At 63.8% G+C, this 15,517-nt stretch carries 14 protein-coding genes and 1 tRNA gene; 6 read left to right on the top strand and 9 right to left on the bottom strand.

Going from position 1 to position 15,517, the window contains the following annotated elements:
* Positions 1-40: 40 nt before the first annotated feature.
* Entirely contained in the window at positions 41-1,609 is a 1,569-nt protein-coding gene (locus VDP74_RS04110; protein ID WP_322998359.1) for a methyl-accepting chemotaxis protein, read from the bottom strand.
* Positions 1,610-1,800: 191 nt separating this feature from the next.
* Here VDP74_RS04110 and VDP74_RS04105 point away from each other — a divergent pair, with 191 nt between their 5' ends.
* From VDP74_RS04105 to ada, 4 genes are all read left to right on the top strand, one after another.
* Positions 1,801-2,202, top strand: a complete 402-nt coding sequence (locus VDP74_RS04105) for a TMEM175 family protein (protein WP_322998358.1) — start codon at positions 1,801-1,803, stop codon at positions 2,200-2,202.
* Positions 2,203-2,424: 222 nt separating this feature from the next.
* Positions 2,425-4,701, top strand: coding sequence for a sulfatase-like hydrolase/transferase (locus VDP74_RS04100; protein ID WP_322998357.1), 2,277 nt, complete (start codon positions 2,425-2,427; stop codon positions 4,699-4,701).
* A 185-nt stretch (positions 4,702-4,886) separates the two neighbouring features.
* A complete protein-coding gene (locus VDP74_RS04095) occupies positions 4,887-5,318 on the top strand; it encodes a universal stress protein (protein WP_322998356.1) in 432 nt (143 codons plus the stop codon).
* Between the two features lie 181 nt (positions 5,319-5,499).
* On the top strand, positions 5,500-6,564 hold the full coding sequence (gene ada / locus VDP74_RS04090; protein ID WP_322998355.1) for a bifunctional DNA-binding transcriptional regulator/O6-methylguanine-DNA methyltransferase Ada: 1,065 nt from the start codon (positions 5,500-5,502) through the stop codon (positions 6,562-6,564).
* Between the two features lie 93 nt (positions 6,565-6,657).
* Here the strand turns inward: ada and VDP74_RS04085 are convergent, their stop codons facing one another.
* From VDP74_RS04085 to VDP74_RS04075, 3 genes are all read right to left on the bottom strand, one after another.
* On the bottom strand, positions 6,658-8,283 hold the full coding sequence (locus VDP74_RS04085) for a GMC family oxidoreductase (RefSeq protein WP_322998354.1): 1,626 nt from the start codon (positions 8,281-8,283) through the stop codon (positions 6,658-6,660).
* Positions 8,284-8,305: 22 nt separating this feature from the next.
* The gene (locus VDP74_RS04080) at positions 8,306-8,737 is read right to left on the bottom strand and encodes a hypothetical protein (protein WP_322998353.1); all 432 of its coding nucleotides are present in this window, start codon (positions 8,735-8,737) and stop codon (positions 8,306-8,308) included.
* Between the two features lie 144 nt (positions 8,738-8,881).
* Positions 8,882-8,957, bottom strand: a tRNA-Ala gene (locus tag VDP74_RS04075).
* A 181-nt stretch (positions 8,958-9,138) separates the two neighbouring features.
* Here VDP74_RS04075 and argG point away from each other — a divergent pair.
* On the top strand, positions 9,139-10,482 hold the full coding sequence (gene argG, locus VDP74_RS04070; RefSeq protein ID WP_322998352.1) for an argininosuccinate synthase: 1,344 nt from the start codon (positions 9,139-9,141) through the stop codon (positions 10,480-10,482).
* 163 nt (positions 10,483-10,645) lie between these two features.
* Here the strand turns inward: argG and VDP74_RS04065 are convergent, their stop codons facing one another.
* The gene (locus VDP74_RS04065; RefSeq protein ID WP_322998351.1) at positions 10,646-10,960 is read right to left on the bottom strand and encodes a DUF3579 domain-containing protein; all 315 of its coding nucleotides are present in this window, start codon (positions 10,958-10,960) and stop codon (positions 10,646-10,648) included.
* 131 nt (positions 10,961-11,091) lie between these two features.
* Here VDP74_RS04065 and argF point away from each other — a divergent pair, with 131 nt between their 5' ends.
* Positions 11,092-12,027 carry an ornithine carbamoyltransferase gene (argF, locus tag VDP74_RS04060; RefSeq protein WP_322998350.1) on the top strand — a complete coding sequence of 312 codons (936 nt, stop codon included), beginning with the start codon at positions 11,092-11,094 and terminating at the stop codon, positions 12,025-12,027.
* 71 nt (positions 12,028-12,098) lie between these two features.
* Here the strand turns inward: argF and rpsT are convergent, their stop codons facing one another.
* From rpsT to adk, 4 genes are all read right to left on the bottom strand, one after another.
* Positions 12,099-12,362 (bottom strand): 30S ribosomal protein S20, encoded by a 264-nt coding sequence (rpsT, locus tag VDP74_RS04055; protein WP_322998349.1) that lies wholly within the window; start codon positions 12,360-12,362, stop codon positions 12,099-12,101.
* 70 nt (positions 12,363-12,432) lie between these two features.
* Positions 12,433-13,989 (bottom strand): murein biosynthesis integral membrane protein MurJ, encoded by a 1,557-nt coding sequence (gene murJ / locus VDP74_RS04050; protein ID WP_322998348.1) that lies wholly within the window; start codon positions 13,987-13,989, stop codon positions 12,433-12,435.
* A 46-nt stretch (positions 13,990-14,035) separates the two neighbouring features.
* A complete protein-coding gene (locus VDP74_RS04045) occupies positions 14,036-14,794 on the bottom strand; it encodes a 3-hydroxyacyl-CoA dehydrogenase (RefSeq protein WP_322998347.1) in 759 nt (252 codons plus the stop codon).
* A 13-nt stretch (positions 14,795-14,807) separates the two neighbouring features.
* On the bottom strand, positions 14,808-15,476 hold the full coding sequence (gene adk, locus VDP74_RS04040) for an adenylate kinase (RefSeq protein WP_322998346.1): 669 nt from the start codon (positions 15,474-15,476) through the stop codon (positions 14,808-14,810).
* Between the last annotated feature and the right edge of the window lie 41 nt (positions 15,477-15,517).

Raw genomic sequence — 15,517 nt, 5'->3', positions numbered from 1 at the left:
CTGGGCAGCTGCTGGTGGATTGGGCGGCCTGGTGCTGGGGTCAGGCCAGCACCAAGGCCGTGGAGACAGCGGTATTCAGCTTGAAGGTGGCGACCAGGTCCGCCAGGGTGTCGGCCTGCTGCTGCAGGCTGGCGGCTGCTGCTGCGGATTCTTCCACCAGGCTGGCATTTTGGCGGGTGACGTCATCCATCTGGGTGATCGCCGTGTTGATTTCCTCGATCCCGCTGGTCTGTTCGCGGTTGGCGGCGCTGATCTCGTTCATGATGTCCGTCACGCTGTGAATCGCGTCCATGATGCCCTGCATGGACGCCCCCGCGTTGCTGGCCTGCTGGTTGCCGCTGGCGATGGCGGCCACGGATGCGTCGATCAGGGTCTTGATTTCCCGGGCTGCGGAGGCCGAGCGTTGGGCGAGCGCCCGGACTTCCGAGGCCACCACGGCGAATCCGCGCCCTTGTTCGCCGGCGCGTGCGGCCTCGACCGCAGCGTTCAGGGCCAGGATATTGGTCTGAAAGGCGATCGAGTCGATCACGCCGATGATGTCCACGATCTGCTGCGACTGCGTGTGGATGGCCCCCATGGTGTTGACCAGTTCGGTGACCAGGGCGCCGCCGGTGGCGGCGGTCTGGGTGGCGGATGCCGCCAGGCTGTTGGCCTGCTGGGCATTATCGGCATTCTGGCGCACGGTGGCGGTGATTTCCTCCATCGTGGCGGCGGTTTCGGTCAGAGAGCTGGCCTGTTCTTCGGTGCGCGAGGACAGGTCCAGATTGCCGGAGGTGATCTGAGCGGCTGCCGTGGCGATCGATGTGGCGCCGTTGCGCAGTTCGCTGACCGTGTTTTTGAGGCCTTGCGACATCTGATCCAGGGCCTGTTCGAGCGCCGTGATCTCGTCCTTGCCGCGCGGGTAGATCTGCTGGCTGAGATCCCGGCCAGCGACGGATTTGGCCAGCGCGACAGTGGCCCGCAGCGGCCCGGTGATGGACCGCGTGACCTGCCAGGCGAACAGCAGACCCAGCAGCAGGGCCAGCACGGTGGCGGCGGCCACCAGCACCATGCCGGCGCGGTTGCTGGCGTGCAGGTCCTGGGTGTTGCGGTCGATCAGGTCTTTTTGGTAGGCCAGCAGGTTGCTGACGCTGCCGACGTAGGCGCTCAGGTAGTTGGCCATGTCGTGGTCGTAGAACTGTTTGGCGGCGGCTTCGTTGCCCGATTCCTGGTTCTTGATGGCAGCGGCCCGGGCGCCGGTGTATTCCGACCGCTTTTGCTGCACGATGTCAAAGAGCTTGCGGGCTTGCGGGTCGCGGATGCTGGCGTCGACCTGTTTTTGCAGCGCGGATATCTTCGCGCTGGTGGCCGTCATGTCTTTCTTGATCAGGTCGTTCAGTTCGTCATTGTCCGTCTTGGACACCGTTGTGGTGCGCAAGGCGTTCATGGCGGTGTTCTTTTCCCATTCTGAGATCAGCCGTTCGGTCTTCAGGAGACCGTCTGTGATGCCCGCCGTCTGATCGCTGCTGCCCTGCATGCGCCAGATGCTGATGCCGGCGGTGACCAGCAACAGCAGAATGATCAGGCTGAATCCGAGGGTGAGCCTGGTGGCGATGGTCAGCGTGCGCATGAGAGAGCCTTTCGTGTGTGTGTGGGGGGGCTGCCGGGGGGCTGTGAACATTCTGTCTGAAAAGATACGTTTCGCCAACATTGGCGTGGGCTGCGGGGGTAAACCCGTGGCGAAGTGTCGCGGATGCGCCTCTGGGCCGGTGCGTGCTACAAATTCAGAGTCCAGGTTTCGAGAAAGGCATGTTCATGACCATGAATTCGCATCGTATGGATTCCGCTCGTCTGGAGGCCTTTTCCGATGGCGTGATGGCCGTCGCTCTGACCATCATGGTGTTGGAACTCAAGCCGCCGCATGCGCCCGAGTGGCAAGTGTTGATGGCCCAGTGGCCGGTGGCCCTGTACGGTTTTGTGCTGCTGATGGCTGCGGGCGGCTTCTTTCTGCTGCAGCACGAGATCGTGCTGTTCAATGGGCGGGATTCGGTGCTGGCGAAAGCCGTCGGGCGCGACACCAAGGGCAAGATCACGGCAGCGCTGTATCTGGCCGCCTTGCTGGTGGTGTCCTGGTGGCCTTATCTGTCCTGCTTCCTGTATGCCGTCGTGGCCGCGATCTGGTTCATTCCCGACCGCCGGTTCGAGCGTGAAGTCATGCGGTGACGGTCGCCACCGCCGGGCGCGGCGCCGGGTCCGCTGGCGCGTTCCATGGTCTGCATCAACGGGACCCCTTCCATTCGAGAGATCTTTTTGTTAGCCTCCAGGTGCCGACCGTCTGGAGCGTTGTATGGGGCGAAGGCCATATGCAGCACCAGTTGACTACGGATCCAAGGAAAAACCATGGGAGCTTTGCCGCTGGGCAGACGAGGCAGCTTTGTTTTACTGATGATTTCGATGCTGTGGCTGGCGGGCTGCTCGGGTGACGCCGCCGAGCCGGTCGCGAAAAAATCCAACATCCTTTTCATTGTCATCGACGACTTCGGTCTGGATCAGATGACATCCTACGGCTATGGCGGTGCACTGCCGCCCAAGACGCCCAACCTGACGGCGATAGCCAAAGCGGGGCTGCAGTTCCGTTCCGCCTGGGCCATGCCGACCTGCACGCCCACGCGCGCCACCTTCTTTACCGGGCGCTATCCCTCTGCCACGAATATCCTGAACGCCGTGGTGTCGACCGACCTGGCCAACTCCGAGATCTCGCCCTACGAACTGACGCTTCCCAAGCTGTTGCGCACACAAGGATACGTCAGTGCGCTGATCGGCAAGATGCATTTGACCGGCACCGACCTGGGCACGGCCTCGAACCTGCCCTACGGGTATCAAACCATGTGGAAACTGGGTTGGGACTACTTCGACGGCTACCTGGATGGCGCGCCGTTTCCCATCGATACGCGGGCAGGGCGCAGCAACGTGGCCGAAGGAACCCACAAGTGCGGCTTTGTCGCGAATACAACCATGGATTCCGCGAACGGCGCAGATACCGGTGCTTGCTACGCGGTGACCGGCGCTTGCAATTCCATTACGCGAAGTCCTGGCATCAGCACACCTGGCCGCACGTGCATGGAACGCGGCGGTATTTTTGATCCGAACCAGTCCTGCCAAGTCAGCCGGCCTGCTTACCTGGACTTCGCAACGCAGAACGGCTACTACACCGGCGCATTCGTCCAGAGCTGGCCTGACGGCAGCACCCAGAAGGTTGGGGCCGAGGACCCGTCGGCGCGTGGCTACCGCAGCACCCTGGAAACCGACCGCGCTGTCGCCTGGGTGCGCCAGCAGAGCAAAGACACCCCCTGGATGATGTCCTTGGGCTATTCCGCCATTCACGCCCCGCTTCAGGTGCCGCCTGTGGCCCTGATCTCCAGCAGCACACCAGGCAGGAATGACAATCTGATCTGTTCGCCCGCCAGCGATCTGGAAGGCGTGCCTGGCCAGATCACGTCCGTGGTCGATGATCATATCGTCACCAACTTGATGGTCGAGGCCATGGACACCGAGATCGGTCGCTTGCTGGTCGAAGTCGGTTTGGCGACCTGGAACCCGGATGGTACGCTGAACTACCAGCCGGAAAAGACCAATACGGTGGTGGTTGTCATGGGCGATAACGGAACCTATGTCAACAGCGTGAAATTCACGGAACCCGGGAAATTCGACCCCACACGCGCCAAAGCGTTCCCTTATCAGACCGGAGTCTCGGTGCCGCTATTGATCGCCGGCCCCATGGTTCAGCAGCCTGGGCGTGAAATCACCCACCAGGTCAGTTCGCCCGATCTATATCGCCTGTTTGCGGAAATCGCCGGCGCCGATGTGGCAGCCAGTATTCCGGCCGATCGTCCCTTGGATGCCCAGCCGATGCTGGCCTATTTGACCGCTCCCGACCAGGGGGCGATCCGCAGTCTGAATTTTTCTGAAATGGGTACCAATTTCACCAATCCATCCATGACCACCACGCCCCAGCCTTGCGTGGTGGAAGCGGCGAAGGTATGTTTCACCATCTTTCCCCAGAAGGCGCTGTGCGACGATCAGGGCGGCATCTGGTACGGCGCCGGTGCCGTAGATCCGGGCGTTCCGGCCACGGGATTCAGCCAGTGCGGGCAGGTGATGTCTTACCGGAAGTCCCTGGATGCTAGTGACAAGGTCGACGTTCTGCCCGACTCGCAGAAGGCGGTCAGCGACGGCACCTACAAACTGGTGCGTCTGAACCGCAAGACGTATACCGTCGATACTGCGAATCCGGTGAATTCGTCCTATATCGAGAACCAGAACACGGACGAACTATACAAGATCGACATGGCCGTGCCGAACCCGGCACTCGACAGAATCGACAATGCCATCGCCATCGGTTCGCCCACCATCACAGCGATCTTGCCGCCCGAGGCTCAACAGCCCTACAGCACGCTGAAGGCGGAAATGGACCGGCGCGATCAGATCGCCGCCTATAACTACACCTACGACACGGTTCACTGTCCGGGCGACGGGAACCGAGACGGTGTGGTGGATCAGGAAGATCTGGACCTCTGGTCGGAACTCAGCCAGCTGAACCTGAACGGCGGCGTGGCGCAGTCCAGTTGGTACGATCTTGACCACGACGGAAAGACCGATGTGGCTGATCGCAGCCTGATTCAGGCTAATCTGGGGACCAGTTGCGCCTTGAGCCCGCTCTAAGCCGCCCGCTCGGTTCGAGCGGGCAGTGACGGTCGCCGTCGCCGGGCGTGGCGCCAAGTCCAACGGCGCGTTCCATGATCTGCATCAATGGGGCGCTATGGACAGGCTCCGCCGCGCCCTCGGTAGGCGCATTCCGAGGCTATGATCATGTCATAAGCGGTCCGTTTGATCCTTGGGAGATTTCTTTGAATATCAACGCCATTCTCGTTCCGGTGGACGGCTCTGCGTCCTCGCTGCATGCGGTTGAATTCGCGCTTCAGGCGGTTCGGGGCCGCGACGACATCGCCTTGCATGTCCTGACGGTGCAGGCGCCGATCATCTCGGGCAATGTCCGGCGGTTCATCTCCGCCGAGACGATTGCCGACTATTACCAGGACGAAGGCCGCCAGGCGCTGCAAGCCGCCAAGACCGTTCTGGACGAATCCGGTGTGGCCTACCAGGCGCACATACAGGTTGGTCCGATCGCGGAAACCATCCATCGTTTCGCCGGAGAACACGGCTGCGGGCTGATCGTCATGGGCACGCGGGGACTGGGCTCGGTTACCGGGCTGCTCATGGGTTCGGTCGCCACCAAGGTGCTGAGCCTGGCCGATGTGCCCGTCACGCTGGTGAAGTAGGCCCGGCATCGGGGGGCCGCATCCGGCATTGCGCGCTCCATCGTGGCGGCACTGCGCGGCATTCCGGCAGGCAGGCCCCGCAGATGCTTCGCCGATCATTATCAACCGCAAGAATCGGAGTGCCTGTGATGGAAACTCTGCGTATTCTGGCCATGTGATTGATGATGACAGGCCTTTTGCCATGGATGAGATCCTAGCCTATGAAACGGAAGACGAACGCTGGGCGGCCGTGCAGGCGCGCGATGCCGCCGCCGATGGCCATTTCGTCTACGCGGTGCGCACCACGGGCGTGTACTGCCGGCCCAGTTCTACGGCGCGGCTGCCAAAGCGCGAGAACGTGGAGTTCTTCGGTACGGCGGCCGACGCCGAGGCAGCGGGCTATCGGGGCAGTCGTCGCGCCCACGGCGACCAGACCAGCGTTGCGGCCCAGCGAGCTGCGGTAGTGGCCCGAGTCTGCCGCATGATAGAGGCATCGGGAACGCCGCCTCGGCTCGATGCTCTGGCCGCCGAAGCGGGCATGAGCCCGTTTCATTTCCACCGCCTGTTCAAGGCTGAGACCGGCCTGACACCCAAGGCGTACGGCGTGGCCTGGCGTGCACGCAAGCTGCGCGAAGAACTGGGCAGCGCCGACGCCTCGATCACCGAGGCCATCTATGGCGCGGGCTTCAATTCCAATAGCCGCTTCTACGAAGCCTCCGGGCACTTGTTGGGCATGCGCGCGCGGGACTATCGCGCGGGTGGCGCCGGCGCGGTCATTCGCTTCGCGGTGGGCCAGTGCTCGCTGGGTGCCATCCTGGTGGCCCAGAGCCAGCGCGGCATCTGCGCCATCCTGTTGGGCGAGGACCCGGATCTTCTGGCGCGTGACCTGCAGGATCAGTTCCCCAGGGCCGAAATCATCGGTTGCGACGACGAGTTCGAGCAGCTGGTGGCGGAAGTCGTAGGCTTCATCGAAGCTCCCTCGGTGGGGCTGCATCTGCCCTTGGATGTGCAGGGCACGGCCTTTCAGGAGCGCGTCTGGCGTGCCCTGCGCGAGATTCCGCCCGGCATGACCCTGAGCTATTCCGAGATCGCCCAGCGCATCGGGTCGCCCAAGGCGGTGCGGGCCGTGGCGCGGGCCTGCGCCACGAACCACATTGCCGTGGCTATCCCTTGCCATCGCGTCGTGCGGCGCGATGGCGACCTGGCTGGCTATCGCTGGGGCGTGGAACGCAAGCGCGAGCTGCTGCGCCGTGAGACCGAGCACTGACGGGGGGCCGTGTCTTCGCTGACACGATCCTCGACCATCTGAACTGGGCGGACATCGGCTTGCAGTGGAACGCCGAAGCCCATGAAACCGTGGCTATTGCTGCGCCCGGAATTGCTTTTCGATGGCCTCGGCCGCCCGCAGGCTCAGGGCGGCGATCGTCAGGCTGGGATTGGCGGTTCCCCCTGTGGGGAACACGCTGGACCCCAGGATGAACAGGTTCTGGTGATCGTGGCTGCGCAGTTGCGCATCGACCACCGAATGATCGGGGTCCGAGCCCATGCGGCATGTACCCATGATATGCCCGGCACCGAAGAAGTCGGTGGCATGCTGGATGGCACTGGCCTGCAGCTGCCCGAAGATTTCGCCGTGATCCTGCCTGGCCTGCTGCATGCCTTGGCGGGCGTAATCGCCGACGCGATAGTGGATGTGCGGCAGAGGCACTCCGTAATAGTCTGTCTTTGTGGCGTCCAGCGTGACCCGGTTGTCGGCCTCGGGCAATTGCTCGGTCAGGGCGGTCAGGCGCAAGTGGCGGGATGTTTCGTGGGCCAGGGCCCGATCCAGGTCGGCGGCCGAAAGGCCGCGACCGGCCATCTGGGCTGCCAGTGTCAGCGGGGCCCCGGTTGGCCAGTTCCAGCCGTCGTTGCCGATTTCGATGCGGTAGGCGCTGCGGTCGCCGCGAAAGCCGCCATCGCGCAGGTTTTCGATGCCCGAGGTGGACAGGGGGCCCCGGTAGGGGTAGACCGGGTCGTGGCTGAGCGCCCATGAAAGCTGCACGGGGTGGTCCATCAGATTCCTGCCCACCTGATCGGACCGGTTGGCCAGCCCCCGGGGCCAAGCCTCGGATTTCGAGGCCAGCAGCAGCCGGGGGGTTTCGATGGCGTGACAGGCCAGCACGAATATCGGCGCCTGGACTTCGCCTTCGGATTGGTCCCAGCGGCGGAATCGGGCCGAACGGATCCGGCCCTGCGCATCGGGAACCAGTTGCACCACCGTACTCTGGTCGAGCAGCCGGGCGCCGGCGGCCTGGGCCTGCTTCAGGTGGACTGTGGCGTCGTACTTGGCCTGCACCGGGCAGACCGGGATGCAGCTGGAACTGCCGCAGCACGGGGGCCTTTGGTCATGCACGACCGAATTGCGCGCCTGAGGGGTGGCCTGGACCTGGAATCGAGTGTCCTTCAGCGCCTGCGTCAGGGTACGGTCCAGATAGCTTTGCGGGATGGGCGGCAGCAGAAAGGCCCCGCTGCGCGGCGAACCCAGGTCATGGTCCGAATCCCCGGAAACCCCCAGGGCGTGCTCGGCCTGCAGGTAATAAGGCTCCAGGTCGGAATAGACAATGGGCCAGTCCACGCCCCGGCCGTGTAGCGTCTGCAATTGAAAGTCGGACGGCAGCAGGCGCAGGCAGGTGCCCAGCCAGTGCCAGGTGGTGCCCCCGACCACCTTCAGATAGGTGCTTTTGAAGAAGTCCGGGCCTTCCTGCTGGTACCAGTCGCCCGGGCGGTCCGTGGTGGGGTGCGTGGCTTCAGGCTGGATGGGGTAGGCGCATTCGGGCACCTTGATGGCGGCATTCCAGAAATTCTGCACGGCCTGGGATCGGTCCACGGGCTTGCCGGCCTCGAGAATGAGGACCTGCAGGCCCGACCGGGCCAGGCGCGCGGCCGCCAGTGCGCCGGCCACGCCGGACCCGACAATCACCACATCTGCTTGCAAGGGAGAGGCCATGGGATTCCTTGTGAACGAGGGGTCAGGCGATACGGGTTTCGGGGGGCTCGGACCAGTAGCCCGTGGGGCCTCCGCAACTGCCGGGCGCGTGCAGGAACGAGGCGCTGCGCCAGGCCAGCGCATGCACAAAACCGACCAGGACGGTGCCCGACGGGGTATCCATCAGGCCGGAAAACCAGACGGCGCGCAGTTCGGCGGCCAATGCCGGATCGGCTTGCGTATCCTGTTGCAGGGCGTGCAGTCCGGCCGTCTTGCCCTGGGCCTGGAGTGCCAGCAGGATGTGCTGTGCCATGGTGCGATCCAGTGCCGCAGGAGGGCGCTGGCAGAGGGCGGCGCTGAACTGGATGAATTCATCCAGGGACGGCGCGGGGACTTGCGCCCACACGCGGGCGGGCAGCCCCAATGTGAAAGCGGATGCGGCGCCCAAGAGCAGGGAACGACGTTGAGTGTCCATATGAGCCTTTCAAAGGACGCCCAGGATTCGGGCTCAAGGCCCATCATACCGGCTGCGAGGACAAGCAGCCGGATTCTCCGTCAGCCGTCCCGCTGTTCGCCCAAAAACAAGACGCCCAACTGAAAAACAGTTGGGCGTCGATTCTGGTGGAGACGAGGAGGATCGAACTCCCGACCTTCGCATTGCGAACGCGACGCTCTCCCAGCTGAGCTACGTCCCCGAAAGACGGAAATTCTAGCATAGAAACGTGGCTCTGCATGGGGTGCGGGCCTCGGCAATCCCCGTTCTGGTTACGGCGCTGGCCGTCAGGCGGGCAGCCGCAGTCTGGCGGGGCGGCGGGCCTGCCATCGGCGACGATATAATGGCAGATTGTCTTTCATCTCTGGCTACTTCGGATTCCCATGAGCACAACCATTCTAGAAAATCTGCCGGTCGGGCAGAAGGTCGGCATCGCCTTTTCCGGCGGCCTGGATACCAGCGCCGCGCTGCTGTGGATGAAGAACAAGGGTGCCATCCCGTTTGCCTATACAGCCAACCTGGGCCAGCCCGACGAGCCGGACTATGACGAGATCCCCCGCAAAGCCCTGCGCTATGGCGCGAAGGGCGCGCGCCTGGTGGATTGCCGCGCGCAGCTGGTGGCCGAGGGCATCGCCGCGCTGCAGTGCAATGCCTTTCATATTTCCACGGGCGGCGTCACGTATTTCAACACCACGCCGATCGGGCGCGCCGTCACGGGCACCATGCTGGTGTCGGCCATGCGCGAGGACGACGTGCATATCTGGGGCGATGGCAGCACCTTCAAGGGCAACGACATCGAACGCTTCTACCGTTATGGCCTGCTGACCAATCCAGACCTGAAGATCTACAAGCCCTGGCTGGACCAGCTGTTCATCGACGAACTGGGTGGCCGGGCGGAAATGTCCCAGTATCTGCAGGAAAACGGCTTTGACTACAAGATGTCGGCTGAAAAGGCCTATTCCACGGATTCCAACATGCTGGGCGCCACCCACGAGGCCAAGGACCTGGAGCACCTGAATTCCGGCATCCGCATCGTCGATCCCATCATGGGGGTGGCGTTCTGGAAACCGGAAGTCGATGTAAAGGCGGAAGAAGTCACCGTGCGCTTCGAGGAAGGCCATCCGGTGGCCCTGAACGGGGTGGAGTACGCCGACGCGGTGGAACTGATGCTGGAAGCCAACCGCATCGGCGGGCGCCACGGGCTGGGCATGAGCGACCAGATCGAGAACCGCATCATCGAGGCCAAGAGCCGCGGCATCTACGAGGCCCCGGGCATGGCGCTGCTGCACATCGCCTACGAACGCCTGGTCACCGGCATCCACAACGAAGACACCATCGAACAGTACCGCATCAACGGCTTGCGGCTGGGCCGCCTGCTGTATCAGGGGCGCTGGTTCGATCCGCAGGCCATCATGCTGCGCGAAACGGCGCAGCGCTGGGTGGCGCGGGCCATCACCGGCGAGGTCACGCTGGAACTGCGTCGGGGCAATGATTATTCGCTCCTGAATACCGAATCGCCCAACCTGACCTATCACCCCGACCGCCTGACCATGGAAAAGGGCGAATCCATGTTCTCGCCGCTGGATCGCATCGGTCAGTTGACCATGCGCAATCTGGACATTGTCGATACGCGCGCAAAGCTGTTCACCTACACGCAGGTGGGGCTGTTGGCGAAAACCGGCCAGTCCGACATTCCGCAGATCCGTCAGGACTCCGACAAGCAGTAAGCGTTCGATCCGCCGGGGGCAGGCAAACCGCGCCAGATGCATGCCGGCTTGCCTGTACGCCGGGTACCCGGACGTGACAAGGGCCGCTGAAATCATCTTTCAGCGGCCCTTGGCGTTTTGATCGAAGCTTGGGGGGCAGCCCGGTTACATGAGCCGGGCGTTGTCAGATCTCAGGCACGCCTTCGATCGGTTCGGCAGTGTCCGTGGTCTGCAGGTGGTTGCTGTCGGCGAAATCGCAGGCGAATTTCCAGGCCAGGGGTTCCAGCTGGCGCAGGCGGTGATCGATCACGACGCAGGGAGTGCCGTCGATGGTGCGCGGCATGGCGTAAGGGGAATAGGACAGTGGATTGTGGATGGATCCAGCGGGGCGAAACTGGGACAGCACGCCGGCCAGTCGTTCGGCCCAGTCGCTGGGTCGGAATCGCTGGCCATCCATGGTTTTGCCGTGGATGATCAAGTGCTGGATGGGGTGATTCATGTATGTTCCAAAGACGGGGCACGCCTGGCGTCCAGGTGCGCAACATCCCCTACGCCGCGCATTGTATCCGATCGGCGTTTTGCGCGTCCTGCAGGGGCACGGTAATATGGTCCCTTTGCATAGGGTTTCCCATGTCTGCAGCCAATCCCACCGGGCCTTTGCGGCATTTTTTGCAGTTGCGTGATTTCTCGGAAGACGAAATCCATTATGTGATCGACCGCGCGCGCCTGATCAAGGACAAGTTCAAGCGCTACCAGCCGCATCACACGCTGCACGACCGCAATCTGGCCATGGTGTTCGAGAAGGCCAGCACGCGGACCCGGGTGTCGTTCGAGGCCGGCATGTACCAGTTGGGCGGGTCGGTCATCTACCTGACCACAGAAGGCTCGCAGCTGGGGCGCTCCGAACCCATCGAGGACACGGCCCGCGTCATTTCGCGCATGGTCGACCTGGTGATGATCCGCACCTTCGAGCAGACCCGGATCGAACGGTTCGCCGCGCATTCGCGCGTGCCGGTCATCAATGGCCTGACCAACGAATTCCACCCCTGCCAGATCCTGGCCGACATCCTGACCTTCGTCGAGCATCGCGGGTCGATCCGAGGCAAGACCGTGGCCTGGATCGGCGACGCCAACAACATGGCCTATACCTGGCTGCAGGCTGCCGAATTGCTGGGCTTTACGCTGCATGTGTCGGCGCCGGCCGGTTATCGCCTGGATCCCCTGCGGGTGGGGCAGCAGCCGGCATCCGTGCTGCGCGAGTTCGACGACCCCCTGGATGCCTGCAGAGACGCCGATCTGGTCACGACCGACGTCTGGACCAGCATGGGCTACGAAACTGAAAACGAGGCCCGTCGCCTGGCCTTTGCCGATTGGTGTGTCGATGCGCAGATGATGGCAGCCGCACAGCCGGATGCGGTGTTCATGCACTGCCTGCCCGCTCATCGCGGCGAAGAAGTGACGGGCGATGTGATCGACGGTCCGCAAAGCGTGGTCTGGGACGAGGCCGAGAACCGTCTGCATGTGCAAAAGGCCTTGATGGAGTTCCTGCTGCTGGGCCGCCAGTAGGGGAAAAGGGCATATATGAAAAAGGACGCCGAAGGCGTCCTTTTTCTACAGTACAAGCGGCGTTTCGTCGATCAGGCCAGCGCCTTGATGGCGGCCGACAGGCGGCTTTTATGACGGGCGGCCTTGTTCTTGTGGATGATCTGTTTGTCGGCAACGCGATCGATCACGCTGCTGGCTTTGCGAAAGACTTCGTTGGCAGCGGCCTGGTCACCGGCATCGATGGCCTGGCGCACGCGTTTGATCGCGGTGCGCAGCATCGAACGAATGCTGGCATTGTGTTTGTTCTGGGCAACGGCCTGGCGGGCGCGTTTACGGGCTTGTGCGGAATTGGCCATAAGGTGTTATCTGGTTCGCGTAAATAGAAACGGTTGCTTGGACTGCAAAAGCAAAGACGGTAAGTGTATCCTACGACTGCCTGCGTGTAAAGTCTTTGGGTCGAAAACCGAATAAAAACAAGGTGCTGAAGTAGGCCAGGGCCGATGCCGTCAGCACCCCCAGCAGCCAGGCAACCCGGGCGGCGGGATGGGCGCCCAGGGCGACCCAATCCAGGTGGCGGTCGGCCCAGATCAGCACCGCTGCCAGAGCCGCCAGGGCGGGCAGCAGCTTCAGGGTGAAGCCCCACCATCCGGACAGCGGGGTGTACAGCTTGCGTCGGCGCAGCAGGACCACCAGGCACAGCGCATTGGCGCTGGCGCCCAGGCCGATGGACAGCGCCAGGCCTGCATGGGCCAGCCAGGGCACCAGGATCAGGTTCATCAGCTGGGTGAACACCAGCACGGCGATGGCGATGCGCACCGGGGTACGGATGTCCTGCTTGGCGTAGAAGCCCGGGGCCAGAATCTTGATGGCCAGCAGGCCGAGCAGGCCTGCAGCATAGGCGGTGACCGCCAGTTGCGTCTGGGCCACGTCGCCAGCTGAAAAAGCGCCGTAGTTGAACAGCGTGGCCACCAGCCCATCGGCCAGCAGCGACATGCCCAGCGCGGCGGGCAGGCCCAGCAGCAGCACCAGCCGCAGGCCCCAGTCCAGCAGCGCGTTGTAGGCGGTGTGGTCATCGCGGGCATGGGCGGCCGACAGGCTGGGCAGCAGCACTGTGCCCAGAGCGACGCCCAGCAGGGCGGTGGGAAATTCCATCAGGCGATCGGCAAAGGACAGCCAGGTAACGCTGCCGGGTGCCAGCCAGGTGGCGATGTTGGTGTTGATCAGCAGCGACAACTGGGCGACCGATACCCCCAGGGTCGCGGGCAGCATCTGCCGCAGGATGCGGCGCACGGTAGGGTCTTGCCAGGCGGTGCGCAGTCCCTGGCCGTAGCGCGGCAGCAGGCCCAGGCGTCCCAGGGCGACCCATTGCACGGCCAGCTGCAGGATGCCGCCTGCCAGCACCCCGACGGCCAGCGCGTGGATGGGCTGTTCCATGCTGTCCGCCAGCAGCAGGCTGGCGCCGATCATGGACAGGTTCAGCAGGACCGGGGTGAAGGCCGGCACGGCGAAGCGGCTGAAGGTGTTCAGCACGCCGGAGGCGAAGGCCACCAGCGACATGCAGATGATGTAGGGGAACATCAGCCGCGTCATCCAGATGGCCTCCTGGAATTCGGCAGCGCGGGATGCGGTGCGCATGCCGCTGGCCATGGCGGTGACCACCCAGGCGGCACCCAGAATCCCCACGAGCGTGACGATGCACAGCGCGACGAACAGCAGCAGGGCGACGCGGTCCAGCAGGCGGCGCAGTGTGTCGTGGTCGCCACGCTGGCGGACTTCGCCCAGAATAGGTACGAAAGCCTGCGAAAACGCGCCTTCGGCGAACAGGCGGCGCAGCAGGTTCGGGATGCGGAAAGCCACCCAGAACGCGTCGGTCAGCGGCCCGGCCCCGTACACGCTGGCGATGAGCACATCGCGCAGCATGCCGGTCACACGGGAAAACAGCGTCAGGCCACTGATCGTAGCCGCCGAGCGCAGCAGGCTCATAGAGGTGCAGGTGGCGGGTAGTGGCCGCGTGGCACAGGGGCAAACACTACTTCGGCGCCATCCGGATGGCGCCATCCAGGCGGATGGTTTCGCCGTTGAGCATGTCGTTGTCCAGGATGCTGAGGACCAGTTTGGCGTAGTCTTCCGGGCGGCCCAGGCGGGACGGGAACGGTACGCTGGCGGCCAGTGAGTCCTGGACTTCCTGGGGCATGCCGAACAGCATTGGCGTGCCGAAGATGCCTGGGGCGATCGTCATGCAGCGCACGCCCAGGCGGGACAGGTCGCGGGCGATCGCCAGGGTCATGCCGACGATGCCGGCCTTGGATGCGGCATAGGCGGATTGCCCGATCTGGCCGTCGTAGGCGGCGACCGAGGCGGTGTTGACGATGACGCCACGCTCGCCGGTGGCTTGCGGTTCGTTGGCGGTCATGGCCTGGGCGGCCAGGCGCGCCATATTGAACGAGCCCACCAGGTTGATGTCGATGACGCGGCGAAACAGAGCCAGGTCGTGCGGGCCGTTCTTGCCGACGATACGCGATGCCGGCGCGATGCCGGCGCAGTTGACCAGGCAGCGCAGCGGGCCTTGCGCCGTGGCGGCGTCGACGGCCGCCTGGGCATCGGCTTCGGAGGTCACGTCGCAGTGTACGTAGGTCTGGCCGAGTTCGGCCGCCAGGGCTTGGCCGGTTTCGTCCTGGACGTCGGCCAGCACGATGCGGGCGCCCTGGGCTGCCAGGGCGCGGGCGGTGCCGGCCCCGAGGCCGGAGGCCCCGCCGGTAATGAGAATGACTTGGTTGCGGATGTCCATGGTGGTCCGTGGGTCAGGCAGCTGAATGGGCGCGCAGGATGCCCAGGATGCGTGCGCGGATCTCGTCGACCGAGCCCACGCCGGAGATCTTCGCGTAGTGCGGAGCGTGGTTGTCGCCAGTGGCGGCCCACTGCGAGTAGTAGTCCACCAGCGGACGGGTCTGGTCGCGATAGACCGACAGGCGGTGGCGCACGGTATCCTCGCGGTCGTCGTCGCGCTGGATCAGCGGTTCGCCGGTCTCGTTGTCCAGGCCCTCGCGCTGCGGTGGGTTGAAGGTGACGTGATAGGTACGGCCGCTGGCCACATGCACGCGACGCCCGCTCATGCGTTCGATGATGTTTTCCTCGGGAACGCTGATCTCGATCACGTAGTCCAGCGCCACCTGTGCGTTTTTCAGCGCGTCGGCCTGAGGAATGGTGCGCGGGAATCCGTCGAACAGGTAGCCGCTCTGGCAGTCCGGTTGAGTGAGGCGGTCACGCACCAGGCCGATGATGATGTCGTCGGATACCAGGCCGCCCTGGTCCATGATCTTTTTGGCTTCCAGCCCCAGCGGGGTTTGCGCCTTGACGGCGGCACGCAGCATGTCGCCGGTCGAGATCTGCGGAATGCCGAACGTTTCAGTGATGAACGCGGCCTGGGTACCCTTGCCCGCCCCCGGGGGGCCTAGCAGAATCAAGCGCATGATTTCCTCCGATAGTATTTTTCAAATTTTTCCGATTATGC

The sequence above is a fragment of the Castellaniella sp. genome (assembly GCF_034674885.1).
Classification (GTDB): Bacteria; Pseudomonadota; Gammaproteobacteria; order Burkholderiales; family Burkholderiaceae_B; genus Castellaniella.
The sequence above is the reverse complement of the archived record's forward strand: the minus strand, read 5'-3'. Positions and strand labels throughout refer to the sequence as shown.

Bases quoted from the DNA above. Each gene is read 5' to 3' on its own strand.
- VDP74_RS04110 (WP_322998359.1), bottom strand. From the start codon at position 1,609: ATGCGCACGCTGACCATCGCCACCAGGCTCACCCTCGGATTCAGCCTG.
- VDP74_RS04105 (WP_322998358.1), top strand. From the start codon at position 1,801: ATGAATTCGCATCGTATGGATTCCGCTCGTCTGGAGGCCTTTTCCGAT.
- VDP74_RS04100 (WP_322998357.1), top strand. From the start codon at position 2,425: ATGATTTCGATGCTGTGGCTGGCGGGCTGCTCGGGTGACGCCGCCGAG.
- ada (WP_322998355.1), top strand. From the start codon at position 5,500: ATGGATGAGATCCTAGCCTATGAAACGGAAGACGAACGCTGGGCGGCC.
- VDP74_RS04085 (WP_322998354.1), bottom strand. From the start codon at position 8,283: ATGGCCTCTCCCTTGCAAGCAGATGTGGTGATTGTCGGGTCCGGCGTG.
- VDP74_RS04080 (WP_322998353.1), bottom strand. From the start codon at position 8,737: ATGGACACTCAACGTCGTTCCCTGCTCTTGGGCGCCGCATCCGCTTTC.
- argG (WP_322998352.1), top strand. From the start codon at position 9,139: ATGAGCACAACCATTCTAGAAAATCTGCCGGTCGGGCAGAAGGTCGGC.
- VDP74_RS04065 (WP_322998351.1), bottom strand. From the start codon at position 10,960: ATGAATCACCCCATCCAGCACTTGATCATCCACGGCAAAACCATGGAT.
- argF (WP_322998350.1), top strand. From the start codon at position 11,092: ATGTCTGCAGCCAATCCCACCGGGCCTTTGCGGCATTTTTTGCAGTTG.
- rpsT (WP_322998349.1), bottom strand. From the start codon at position 12,362: ATGGCCAATTCCGCACAAGCCCGTAAACGCGCCCGCCAGGCCGTTGCC.
- murJ (WP_322998348.1), bottom strand. From the start codon at position 13,989: ATGAGCCTGCTGCGCTCGGCGGCTACGATCAGTGGCCTGACGCTGTTT.
- VDP74_RS04045 (WP_322998347.1), bottom strand. From the start codon at position 14,794: ATGGACATCCGCAACCAAGTCATTCTCATTACCGGCGGGGCCTCCGGC.
- adk (WP_322998346.1), bottom strand. From the start codon at position 15,476: ATGCGCTTGATTCTGCTAGGCCCCCCGGGGGCGGGCAAGGGTACCCAG.